Raw genomic sequence first — 12,865 nt, 5'->3', positions numbered from 1 at the left:
AGCTTGTGTTAATGTATTTTGAATAAAGCTCGTACTTTAAATTTAATATATCGAAAGTGAAATAGGCGTATCTTTTTTCGTATACGGTCTGTCGTATAATTAAGATTTATGTTATTGGCATAGCGTTTCGCTTTCTTATAATCCCCTTTACGTATGTAGATATCGTAGTAATGATAATATGTTGCATTTACAGCTTCCCAATATTCTTTTGTAGGAACTATTTCAAATTTTTTAATGTAGAATGTGGTTATATCAATTACAGACAAAGCAAATTTTTCTTGTTTTTGTAAGTCTTGTGAATGACTGGCAGATTCCAATTGATCCCGATATACAGAGGTTACTTCCGGAAAAAACTTTATTTTATAATGGTATGCTATCCATAGCCATATGGGGTAATCTCCCATTAACCAATTTTGCTTCTCTGGTTTAATGTCGTTTGTATACTCTATCAGGATGTTTGTACGTATACAAGTTATTAAGGTAGGGATACGATTAATGATTAGTAAGTCGTTGAAATCATTAAACTCACGCCCAATTAAGTAATCCTCAATTCTGCATTTACGCTGGTCATATACATTACTGCGGGTATAGACCATGGCGTAGTCGGGATTATTTTCTAAGAAGTCTACCTGCTTTTGAAGTTTGAGAGGATCAATCCAATAATCGTCTCCTTCACATATAGCGATATATTTTCCTTTGGCTTGCGGATAGCAGAAGGTGGCGAGTATTGCTCTAATTCCTTTTGAATATTGATTCTCTTTTTGTAATACAGGTTTAATTATGTCAGGATAATTGGTTGCATATTCGCGAATTATTTCTTGTGTTTTATCTGTGGATGCATCATCATGAATTAACACTTCAAAATGAAAGTTCGTTTTCTGCATAATGAAACCATCTAAACACTGCTTGACAAACTTCTCATGGTTGTATGTCAGGCAACAAATAGTGACTGTAATTGAGTTCTCCATTAAGTTAATCTTAATTCTGTAAAACGATTCATCTCCATTTCTTTTTTGTAGTCTTCGAATAATCTACGGCAATCGTACAGAGGTGTGTAGCCCAATTCCTCTTTAGCATTACTGATATCCATTAAAAAACCACCTCCGCATATTTTGTCGGGACGATAAATAACCGGGGAAGGATGAGCACTGGGAGAAAAGACATCAATAATAGTGAGGATTTGCTCTTCTATCGTGACAGGTATTCCTGTACCTACATTGTAAAGTCCGGTTTCACGTTTGGCTTCAACTGCTTTGCATAGCATTTGGCTGAAATCATAAACATGCACCATGTCTTTAGCGTAATGTGGGTCTCCCCATATCTCCAAAGGCTCTCCGTTTTGAGCTTTTTCTATCATTTGATATATCGGTCGTTTTGTCTTTATTCCGTTAGGATAATAGTATGGATAAGGACTGTAATTATAGATGGTTGGAAGTCTGAATATGAATTTCTTCAAACCATATTCCTGATAATAATGTTTTAATAATTCTAACATGGTATTTTTAGCTATAACATAGATGGCATGGTCACCTGTATAGCTAAAATTTGGAGTAATATCTGGTTTCAGAACAATGTCATGTGGGTATAAAGAGACATCAAAAACAGTTTGTGTATAAAGAATGCGGTCCACATGATTTTTACAGCAATATTCCAATACATTAAATCCACCTGTTATGATAGAATCTATGTACTTTTTAGGTTCATAAGTGTCCATATAAGAGGGTATTTGAGCAGACAAAAGCATCACGGCAAATACATTTTCGGTGGGTAATTGCTCAAAATCGGAGGCTTTTGTCAAATCAATGGAATAATATTCGATACCACGTTTGGCGAAGAAGTCCGTTTTGCGGCGACCGGAAGCAATCACTTCATACTCGTCTTTGTTAAAATATTCTAGTGCATATTCTAATAAATAAGAACCTACATTCCCAGTAGCACCGAAGATAATTATTTTCTTTTTCATAACAGTCAATTTATTATTCCAATATATGGTCAATTATATAATTCATTTCTTTTTCTTTGTATCGTTGATCGATGGGGATAGGGTATAATCTTTCAGCGAGTTCGGTTTCAATACCTTGTCCGGTACTAGTCCATTCTAAGACATCTTGCCAGTATTTAGGAATAAAAATCTTCTGAGATATCAGGTGTTGTCTAAGATTTTTCTGATCGCTCCAAAAAGGGTATACCATAGGGACATCATCTGTAGAAGAGATATCGAATTTTATTTTATTTCGGTTGTTCAATTGACGAGATAATAACATATAGTTATCCCGTCTTCTTTGAATTATTTGCTGATAATCTAAAGCTTTTAATACGTGTTCGCTAAGGACAGACATACTATGTATTTCCATATTAGAGAAAGCGTATTCGCTTTCTTGATAATCATTATAATACATTTCGGGGGTCTGACTTAGTCTTCCCACTAAGTGCCTTGCGTGTGAATCAGGGATATACGGTGGAAATTTCTGGTTTAAAGGGCAATCCGTGTATAGATACGCCCCGTCTGGTACTCCAAAGAACTTACGTGCGGAGTAAAATGTGTCGGTATGCTTTACAGGTGGGGCAAAGAAGGCCTGGGCGTTATCCACGATCAAATTTTTGTATTGTTTGGATAATGATAGAATCGTGCCTTGCTTCAACCCGAAATAATTTGTATATAATAGTGCTTCGTCATTATCTAACGTTTTATCGAATATAGGTTCCAACGTTTCATTGATAGGATAGAAATTATATTCTATACCTAATTTTTTTATGGGTTCTAACAATGCACTGCAAGTATAATAAGGTACATTGATTTTCTTGTATCCTCTTGCAAGGAGTATGTACTCCAGACATTGGCGAGCTGTACTTAGCCTTATCGCATTTTTATGGTAATGCTCTCCCTCCCGAAACTCCAGTTCAAAATATCCTCCTATAGGTTTCATCTCAGAATAAATGAATTAAGTAATAGATTCGTGTTTTGTTTTGAATTATTCATCAAAACATCAATGATTGACAGATCCGGAATAAAATCAGTATGATGTACCTGGCAATACGGTTGTATCACAGTTTCAACAAAGCTTAATGTGATGTTATGTTCCTTGAATTCTTTTTTACTATATAATTCCTGCCCTCCAATAGCATTATAATACCTGTCAGCTCCTAATATATTGCAAATATGAAGTACCTTGTCTTTTCCCTTTAATGTATTATCTTTTTGTATATTTGATGATATAATAATTTCGGTATCTATGGATAAATAACTAAGTATTTCACGGAAGCTATTAGCTATAAATAGTGCTAGTTGCTTGTTGGGAAATGATACTATTTTTTCCATTAATGCCATCGTTTCTTCAAAATTAACCGACTTGGAATAGTTCATATAGAGCGTCTTCATTAACTTTTTAAAATCATCTCCAATCTCTATTTCATTAAACAACTTATTAGGACTCGCACCTTTTAATGTGATAGTGAATAAATTCTTTTCACCATTTATTAATAGGTTGTTTCGGCTGACCCATCCCCCTTTTATGTAACTGACGTCATCATATACTACATACTTATCAACGGCTTTAATTAATTGAAAATAACCGATATAAGGCATAAAATAGGGCTGCATGATTCCTATGGTCATATCTTCTACTTTTTAATAATTAAAGATATAATCTTTTCTATATTTTCTTGAGTTAAAGTATGGTGTATTGGGAGACATATTACACTGTCGGCTATTTTTGTTGCAACGGGTAAATTCTCCGGTTGTGCCGATTCCAGCCCCCGATAAGTAGAGAATGTGCTGATGAGAGGGTAGAAGTATCGCCTTCCCCATACATTTTGCTCTTTCATCTTAAAATAGAGTTCGTCTCGCGTCATCCCATATTTTTCTTCATCTACGAAAATAGGAAAGTAAGAATAATTGTGGCGAACACCGGGCATATCATCGAAGAACGTTATGCCGGTTGTGTCTTGTAATGCTTCACGATAGTTGATGGCGACGTGGTGACGGGCTTCAATAGCTTGATCTACTAATTTTAGGTTGAGTAAACCGAATGCGGCACGTACCTCGTCCATCTTACTGTTAATTCCGGGAGCAACAACTTCTGTTTCACTGGCAAAACCAAAATTTTTCAAATAATCAATTCGTTTCTTTGTTTGCTCGTCATGTACAACTAACGCTCCTCCTTCCAGCGTGTTATAGACTTTGGTAGCGTGGAAACTTAAAGTAGACATATCTCCTACCTTTAATATGCTATCCCCGTTTGCCTCAACGCCAAAAGCATGGGCTGCGTCATAAATAACTTTTAAGCCATATTTATCGGCTATTTCCTGGATCTTTGCTGTATCACATGGCTTTCCATATACATGCACAGGCATAATGGCTGTTGTTCGTGAGGTAATAGCCGCCTCTATTTTTTCCGGATTAAGGTTGCAGGTGTCAGGGTCTATATCTACAAAAACGGGCTTGATGCCATTCCACCAAAGAGAGTGGGTCGTTGCTACGAAACTAAAAGGAGTGGTTATCACTTCACCGGTAATGCGCATCGCTTGTAAAGCTGTGATTAGAGGTAAAGTCCCGTTGGTAAATAAACAAAGATAGGGCACCTTTAGATAGGCAGCCAATTCCTTTTCAAGTTTTTTATGGAAGCTGCCGTTATTTGTTAGTATTTTACTTTCCCATATTTCTGCTAAGGATGATGTAAAATCATCTAAAGATGGTAATAAAGGAGAAGTTACATATATCGGTTCATCATTCATCTTTTATAGTTATTTGTTTCCTTCTTTAAGATGTAACGGGCAAAGATAAATAGATTATGAGAGCTATCAAAACATATTACGCAACTTTAGTAACTGTTTTTTTTCTTATGATAGGATAATTATATACCTTTGTACAGTTTAATTGTGCCATTTAATTCAATTGTAAGCCCATGAGACATGCTTTTTTACTAATTGCTCACAATGAATTTCAGTTGTTGAAGATCCTTCTTTCCATGCTTGATGATGAAAGAAATGATATTTTTCTGCATATTGATAAAAAGGTGGATATGGAGTCGTTGAATAAAGATATGTTTATTCTCAAACATGCCCGTCTTTATATATTAGAGCAACGTATTGATGTCAGATGGGGAGATATTAGTGTGGTAAAGGTCGAATTATTACTGCTTGAGACCGCCAGAATGAAAGGTCCCTATGATTATTATCATTTATTGTCCGGGGTGGATCTGCCCATAAAATCCCAGGATTATATTCATGAGTTTTTTGAAAAGAATAAAGGGTATGAGTTTGTCGCTTATTCTCAAGGGGAGGCTAATCTGAAGGATCTTGAATGGAAAATGTCTAAATATCACTTGTTTACCAGGTATTATAAAATACCTCCTCGCTTCTTTCGGAAAAAGATAGAACGTTTTCGACGAAAGTTTTTGAAATTTCAGGAGAAGTATCATTACTCTCGCCCTAATGAAATAGATTTTAAAAAAGGTTCGAATTGGGTTAGTATATCTGACGATTTAGTGACGGTTCTACTAGATAAGAAGAATTTTATTTTTAAGCGTTTTAAATATGTTTGTTGCAGTGATGAAATTTTTATTCATTCCATTTTGTGGAATTCTCCCCTAAAAGATAAAATTTACAAAGTGAATCGAGAAGCTGGTAATGGGATTCGTGCAATAGACTGGAATAGGGGAGACCCTTATGTGTGGAGAATGGAAGATTTATCATTGTTGCTGGAATCGGACGATCTATTTGCTCGGAAATTTAGTTCTGATGATATGGAGATTGTGATGAAAGTAAAAGAACTGTTTTCTTGAATGTTAATTATGAATTTTTACAGAATGAGAGCCGTCAATAAATAGATGAACTTAGAAATAAAATGAAGACAGAACAATTTCAAGGGCTTAAATTGCTATTTGTATTATCTATCGTTTTTATGCATGACGGAACGCCAATTTTGGGTGAAGGGGCGGATTTGTGTTCTTTCTTTTTTGTAATTTCTGGCTTCTTCTTTAAAGGGGAAACTCGTGTGAGATATCGAGATTATATGTGGAACAAGCTTTCTTCCATGTTGCCTTTGCAATGGCTGTCCGTCATACTTGCTGTCATCGTTCTTCATTTGTCTGTAAACTGGAATATAATACCTCATTTGTTATTATTGCAATCGTATATACCGGAAAAAGGCTTTGGCTTTTTTGACTATAATGGCGTTGCTTGGTTTTTATCCTCTTTGATGTTTTGTTACATTCTGGGTCCGGTTGTTTACAAAGTTGTATTGAAAATAAGAAATAAAAAACTCTTTTTAATATTGCTGTTTCTTATTATTTGGGCTTTGTGTGAATTTGTTAGTGGAAAATATACTACTTGGTTTATATATATATCGCCTATTTTTAGATTATTGGAGTATAGCATAGGTGTCACATTGAGGCAGATCGCAACTAATAGTAGTAGGATTTTTGTGAAGAATATATATGCTAATATTATTATAATTTGTGTTTATCTTTTATTCTTAAGGTGTCGTGTGTTTGGAAATACTTCCGCCATTTTACATTCGCTTTTTATTTTTTATTTCTATCTGAATGTTGAAACTAGTTTAACCAGACTTTTCTCGTTGAAAGCCATTGTTTTTTTAGCCAAGTACTGTATTTATATTTATATGCTTCATTGTATCTTTTTGTCTTTATATTCTCATTGTGGGGTATTTAAAATACCTTTGGCTATACTCAGTGCTTTGTGTGTTGGAATGGTTTATGAGTATTTTTATAATAAGGTGCGTTGTCGGTCAAAGACTTTTTCGTAAGTCTGTTTTGTCGTTTGGTTGAACCTTACGAACCATTTGGACTATTGTTCTTTTTCATGAAATCTATTATATGATCATTTGTTATTCAATAGTTATTGTTGTATCTTTGAAGTAGCATAACATTCGTTCCACCCTAGTGAACGATACTCGGTACCTCAGTGCTGGGAATTGTGTACCTTAGTGCTGAGTATCGTTCACCAAAGTGACACGAATGTTATGTCGGTAAGAAGACCGCCTGATGAAGGCTAGATAAAGTGAGAAGGTAGGTTATATAATCTGTAAACAACCATTCAACCAAAGCAAAAATGGCAATACAATTTGAGTTTTATAAGAATCCCCAACAGGATGAGGAGAAAGAGATAAATTATCATCCCAGAGTCGTTAATTTCCAGCATGTCACTACACAGAGGCTCGCTGCTGAAATCCATTCGGCAACTACTTTTGGCAGAGCTGAAGTGGAAGCTATGCTGATGGAACTTAGCAGGTGTATGGGAAATCATTTGCAGGAAGGAGAAAGAGTACATCTGGACGGAATAGGCTATTTTCAAGTGACGTTGCAAGCTACCGAACCTATACATTCTATCTCTACCCGTTCCAATAAGGTGAAAATCAAAACGGTTAGTTTTCAACCCGACAAAGATTTGAAAGGTACATTTGTTCATGCGCATGTACATCGTTCGAAGTTGAAACCTCATTCCGAATCTCTTTCGGAGGAGGAGATAGACCGGAGACTGACAACGTATTTCGCGACGCATCTTGTATTGAGGCGTACTGATATGCAGTCGCTTTGCGGCTTTACTGAAAGTATGGCTTCCCGTCAAATACGACGGTTGAAAGCTCTGAAAAAGCTGGAGAATATAGGAAGATCGACACAGCCTATTTATGTGCCGGGAAAGGGATATTATGAGAGATAGCTTTTTGGATGTATCTCTCATGAAGTGTCTCTCATAGTTTATCTTGTTGTATTACTGTTGTTTATATGCGTATTATGAGAGTATGAGAGATGAAACATAAGAAAATTTTTTCTAAGGAAGGGCTGAGATACAGGACATGCGCATTAAAATGATTCCTAACTTTTCATATTCCGGCAAAAGTCTTATCTTTATTTCCAAAACAAAAAGAACGATGGATTTATTAACATTCTCTATTGGGATCTCTGATCATCGTGTTGATCATCTGAAGATACATCATTTTGAAACGATTATTTATGTTAGTCTAGTTGGCATTCTTTGCGGAGCTGAAACTTGGGAGAAAATCTCCCGGCTGTTTTGCCAACTACGTAACTGAAGAAAATGTGCATGGAAGAATTGAGAAAAGAGAATGTATCGTTTATCAAACTAGTTGTCGGTCACCAAAAGAACTTCTAATGTTAGCACCCCAAGAACGTTTAGTCTTTAGTGATTATTCAAGTCTTTATGACTTGATTATACCGCAGGATAATCTCCTTCGGCGTATCAATTCATTGATAGATTTCTCGTTTGTTTACGATGAACTGGTTTCAAAATATTGCCCGGATAATGAATTGCCTACGACCCATGAACAAGCGGAATTGTTTCATGCTTCCGCCTATCGTCTGGCGGTGAAATTCTATCAGCCTCAATTACCTTTCGATATTGAACTGAAGGAACCTTCGTTGGAACAATACTGCCGTTTGACTTTTGACCCGGGACTGTATTTTAATTCTGAGGCAATGCCTATTTACCTGAAGCAGCCCGTCGATTTGCCGGGGGAGACTACTTACCGTGAACAGGTGCGGACAGAGGTTTCACCTTTGCAGCGATTGGCGCCGGGATACGAGAGCTATAAGGCGCTTTCTTTGCTTTTCGAGGCGGCTTTCGCTCAGGCACTGGAGGAACAGAGGGAATATTGTCGGGGTGACGATATACAATCTCTGCTGATTTGCCTTGCCGGACATAGTTTCCGTGCCGGTATTCCTGGAGAGGATACGGTACGATGGGCACGTGCGCATTACCGGTTGCCCGATGAGGGGGCGTTGATACGGGAGACGGTAAAGAATGTATATCGTACCAGCAGAGGATTCGGAGATAAAAGCAGCCTGTTGCCGGAACAGTTGTTTGTGATGCAGTTGGACGAATTCATGAAACGTCGGTATGAATTCCGTTTCAATCAGCTGACAAATGTGGTGGAATATCGGGAGAGGAACAGTTTTAACTTCTATTTCCGTCCGGTGGATAAACGGGGCATGGCAAGCATTGCCATGAATGGGCTGTATGAAGGAATCAAACTTTGGGACAAAGATGTGGTCCGTTATTTAAGTTCGGATCATGTTCCGGTTTACCAGCCTGTTGAGGAGTTTCTTTACGACCTTCCGCATTGGGATGGTAAGGATCACATTCGGAGTTTGGCGGAGCGGGTTCCCTGCAATAATCTGTATTGGACACAATTGTTTCGCCGTTGGTTTTTGGGTATGGTAGCCCACTGGCGTGGAATAAATGAAAGATATGCAAATAGCACTTCACCTCTTTTGATCGGTCCACAAGCTTTCCGGAAATCGACATTCTGCCGTCTGATATTGCCGCCTTGCTTGCAGGCGTATTATACAGACAGCATTGATTTTAGCCGGAAGCGGGATGCCGAGCTGTATCTGAACCGTTTTTTGTTGATTAATATGGATGAGTTCGACCAGATAGGTGCGAACCAACAAGCTTTTCTCAAACATATTTTGCAGAAGCCGGTGGTCAATACGCGTCGTCCGAATGCTTCGGCGGTGGAGTCACTTCGCCGTTATGCCTCTTTCATTGGGACGAGCAACCATAAAGACCTGCTGACGGATACTTCCGGTAGCCGTCGTTTTATTGGTGTGGAGGTGACAGGGGTGATTGACGTGGTCCGCCCGATTGACTATGAACAACTGTATGCGCAGGCAATGGCAGCCCTTTACAATAACGAACGATATTGGTTCGATGAAACGGACGAGGCCCTGATGACGGAAGCCAATCGTGAATTTGAACAGTCACCCGCTATCGAGCAATTATTCCTGATTTATTTCCGGGCTGCCGAAGACGATGAGGAAGGAGAATGGCTACTTGCCCCGGATCTTCTGCAACGGATACAGAAAGAAAGCCGGATGAAGTTCTCTCCCGGATTAGTGGCATACTTCGGGCGTATCCTGCAAAGGCTGGGAGTAAAGTCGTATCGGAAAACCCGTGGAGTGTATTATCATGTAATGAGTCTTAGATGAATATAGAGGCTATTTCCTGCTGTTTGTTTTACACGCAAAACGATTGATACCTGAATTTGTTTTGCGCGTGAAACAGGAATTTTATTTATTTTATCCTTATCTTTGCGCTCTTATGAATAAATACAAGATACTTAGAAAGACAAGCTATCTTCTTTCTACCTGGTTGGAAAGAGATAAAGTGCTTCCACCTTCCGATGAGCCGATTGATGTTGTGATTCCGGTTATCGAGAAGGACTTGCGTATTCTGCCGCTTTGTTTGGAGGCAATGAAGAGATTTGTCACCAACCGGATTCAGGCTATCTATCTGGTGTCTCCCGATAATGAGGTAGTAAAAGCGTTCTGCCGGGAGCACGGACTGGTGTTTGTTGATGAGGCGACGGTGCTTGGATATGGGGTCCGTGATATTCATTATATCCTCTCCGATGGGAGCGATCGTAGCGGATGGATTTTTCAGCAATTACTGAAATTGTCGGGAAAAATAGGGATTAGTCCTTATTTCCTGGTAATAGATGCCGATCATATCTTACTCCGCCCACATACGTTCCTGACGAAAGAAGGCAAAACAGTATTCTATCGTAGCCGTGAGTATCATGCTCCTTATTATGAGGCTATCTGGAAATTGCTGGGCTGGAACAAATATCCTCTGTTGTCATATGTGGCGCATAAGATGCTGTTTTCACGCGAAATGCTGGAAACCATGAAACAGGAAATCCATATACATACGGGAAAGACATGGGACCAGGCTGTACTAAGCATTTTGGATGTGAATCAACTTTCCTGTTTCTCAGAATACGAAACTTATGGTAACTATTATCCGACATCGGATGCCGTAACCCGTTTGTTTCGTAATAAATCGCTTCGCTATCGGCAACTATCCTCGCTGGACGAGTTGGTGAAGACTTATTCTGCTCGTTATCGCGCAGTTACATTCCCCGATTACAAGAATAAATAGTGGCGCGGATTTCTTTTTTCGATAATTGATATTAATAATTGTGGGAAACTTTCATCAGTTAAGTGGTTTTGTTGTATCTTTGCGCCCTTAACTTATTTAATTATCAATAATGAAGGAATTTCTACAATTAATGCGCCGCTTCTTGTGGCCCTATAGGAGGTTCATTGGATGGGCTGTCGTGCTGAATATTTTATCTGCGGTTTTTAATGTATTTTCATTCTCTTTGTTGATTCCAATATTGAATATTCTTTTCAAAACCGGAGGGACCCAGGAGATTTATCACTATATGGAGTGGGGCGCAGATAAGTTTGAAGTGGTGTTGAAAAATAACTTCTATTATTATGCGACCGATATGATCCAGGCAGGAGGTGCCGGGAAAGTGCTGTTGCTGTTGGGAATAGGGCTGACTGTGATGACCTTGCTGAAAACGGCCTGTTATTTTGCTTCATCGGCGGTAATGATTCCGTTGCGTACGGGAGTGGTTCGTGATATCCGTATCATGGTTTATGCCAAAGTGATGCGCCTTCCCCTGAGCTTCTTCTCTGAAGAAAGAAAGGGAGATATCATTGCCCGTATGAGTGGTGACGTAGGTGAGGTGGAAAACTCCATTACCAGTTCGCTGGATATGTTGCTGAAGAATCCTATCATGCTTATCATCTACTTTACCACGCTAATTATATTAAGTTGGCAACTGACTCTTTTCACGGTATTGGTTTTGCCGGGGATGGGATGGTTCATGGGCAAAGTCGGTAGAAAGTTGAAACGTCAGTCATTGGAGGCGCAATCAAAGTGGAGTGATACGATGTCACAATTAGAAGAAACTTTGGGTGGTCTGCGCATTATCAAGGCGTTTATTGCGGAAGACCGTATGATTAATCGTTTTACAAAATGTAGCAACGAACTTCGCGACGCGGGGTGTAAGGTGGCTATGCGGCAGGTACTGGCGCATCCGCTGAGCGAATTCTTGGGTACTATCCTTATTGTGGGCGTCTTGTGGTTCGGCGGGTCTTTAATTTTGGCCGAAGGCTCTACATTAACCGCTTCGATATTTATTTATTATATGGTGATTCTGTATAGTGCTATTAATCCTTTGAAAGATTTTGCCAAAGCCGGGTATAATATTCCAAAGGGGTTGGCTTCTATGGAGCGTGTGGATAAAATCCTGAAAGCGGTAAACAATATTAAGGAAATACCCAATCCGAAGCCTTTGAAGGGATTGCATGATAAAATTGAGTTTAAAGATATTTCATTCAGTTACGATGGTAAAAGAGAAGTATTGAAACACGTCAATATAACAGTACCTAAAGGAAAGACAATTGCACTGGTCGGACAATCTGGTTCGGGAAAATCTACATTGGTTGATTTATTGCCCCGTTATCATGATGTGCAGGAAGGAACGATAACCATTGACGGTACAAATATTAAAGATGTTCGCATTGCAGATCTGCGTAGTTTGATTGGTAATGTGAATCAGGAAGCTATTCTGTTTAACGATACATTTTTTAATAATATTGCTTTCGGTGTAGAGAAGGCAACAATGGAACAGGTAGTAGAAGCTGCTAAGATTGCAAACGCCCATGACTTCATTATGGAGAAACCGGAAGGATATAATGCCAATATTGGCGATCGTGGTGGAAAACTATCAGGTGGTCAGCGTCAGCGAATTAGTATTGCTCGTGCTATATTGAAGAATCCTCCTATTTTGATTCTGGATGAAGCTACTTCGGCTCTTGATACAGAATCCGAGCGTCTGGTACAAGAAGCATTAGAACGTTTGATGAAAACACGTACTACGATTGCGATCGCTCACCGTTTATCTACTATCAAGAATGCAGATGAGATTTGTGTGCTCTATGAAGGAGAGATTGTAGAGCGTGGCAAACATGAAGAACTGATTGAGTTAGATGGTTATTATAAGAGACTGCACGATATGCAGCAACTTTAA

The 12,865-nt window shown here is 38.6% G+C and carries 11 protein-coding genes and 1 pseudogene; 7 read left to right on the top strand and 5 right to left on the bottom strand.

From position 1 onward, the window contains the following. Positions 1–8 precede the first annotated feature (8 nt). Genes PHO71_RS00435 through PHO71_RS00415 form a run of 5 tightly spaced genes read right to left on the bottom strand, consistent with a single transcriptional unit; the run spans position 9 to position 4,734 of the window. Positions 9–968: a glycosyltransferase gene (locus PHO71_RS00435; RefSeq protein ID WP_300197284.1), complete on the bottom strand. Its 960-nt coding sequence runs from the start codon at positions 966–968 to the stop codon at positions 9–11. Further along, entirely contained in the window at positions 968–1,963 is a 996-nt protein-coding gene (locus PHO71_RS00430; protein ID WP_300197281.1) for an NAD(P)-dependent oxidoreductase, read from the bottom strand. The genes PHO71_RS00435 and PHO71_RS00430 overlap by 1 nt, the downstream gene beginning before the upstream one ends. A gap of 13 nt (positions 1,964–1,976) precedes the next feature. Next, entirely contained in the window at positions 1,977–2,927 is a 951-nt protein-coding gene (locus PHO71_RS00425) for a hypothetical protein (protein WP_300197278.1), read from the bottom strand. After that, positions 2,924–3,616, bottom strand: a complete 693-nt coding sequence (locus tag PHO71_RS00420) for a WbqC family protein (protein WP_300197275.1) — start codon at positions 3,614–3,616, stop codon at positions 2,924–2,926. The genes PHO71_RS00425 and PHO71_RS00420 overlap by 4 nt, the downstream gene beginning before the upstream one ends. A 5-nt stretch (positions 3,617–3,621) precedes the next feature. After that, the gene (locus PHO71_RS00415) at positions 3,622–4,734 is read right to left on the bottom strand and encodes a DegT/DnrJ/EryC1/StrS aminotransferase family protein (protein WP_300197272.1); all 1,113 of its coding nucleotides are present in this window, start codon (positions 4,732–4,734) and stop codon (positions 3,622–3,624) included. 170 nt (positions 4,735–4,904) lie between these two features. Here PHO71_RS00415 and PHO71_RS00410 point away from each other — a divergent pair, with 170 nt between their 5' ends. The 7 genes and pseudogenes from PHO71_RS00410 (at position 4,905) to PHO71_RS00385 (ending at position 12,865) form a co-directional block, all read left to right on the top strand. Next, entirely contained in the window at positions 4,905–5,783 is an 879-nt protein-coding gene (locus PHO71_RS00410; RefSeq protein ID WP_300197269.1) for a beta-1,6-N-acetylglucosaminyltransferase, read from the top strand. A gap of 62 nt (positions 5,784–5,845) precedes the next feature. Next, the gene (locus tag PHO71_RS26140; protein ID WP_367279869.1) at positions 5,846–6,766 is read left to right on the top strand and encodes an acyltransferase family protein; all 921 of its coding nucleotides are present in this window, start codon (positions 5,846–5,848) and stop codon (positions 6,764–6,766) included. Between the two features lie 305 nt (positions 6,767–7,071). Next, positions 7,072–7,680, top strand: coding sequence for an HU family DNA-binding protein (locus PHO71_RS00405; protein ID WP_300197266.1), 609 nt, complete (start codon positions 7,072–7,074; stop codon positions 7,678–7,680). Positions 7,681–8,132: 452 nt separating this feature from the next. After that, positions 8,133–8,285: pseudogene (locus tag PHO71_RS00400) on the top strand (IS5/IS1182 family transposase); the annotation flags it as partial. 3 nt (positions 8,286–8,288) lie between these two features. Then, positions 8,289–9,968, top strand: a complete 1,680-nt coding sequence (locus PHO71_RS00395; RefSeq protein WP_367279873.1) for a VapE domain-containing protein — start codon at positions 8,289–8,291, stop codon at positions 9,966–9,968. Positions 9,969–10,080: 112 nt separating this feature from the next. Beyond that, entirely contained in the window at positions 10,081–10,920 is an 840-nt protein-coding gene (locus tag PHO71_RS00390) for a DUF6492 family protein (RefSeq protein ID WP_300197263.1), read from the top strand. Between the two features lie 109 nt (positions 10,921–11,029). Then, positions 11,030–12,865 (top strand): ABC transporter ATP-binding protein, encoded by a 1,836-nt coding sequence (locus PHO71_RS00385; protein ID WP_300197260.1) that lies wholly within the window; start codon positions 11,030–11,032, stop codon positions 12,863–12,865.

It is taken from the genome of Bacteroides sp., from assembly GCF_028690125.1.
GTDB lineage: Bacteria > Bacteroidota > Bacteroidia > Bacteroidales > Bacteroidaceae > Bacteroides.
The sequence above is the reverse complement of the archived record's forward strand: the minus strand, read 5'-3'. Positions and strand labels throughout refer to the sequence as shown.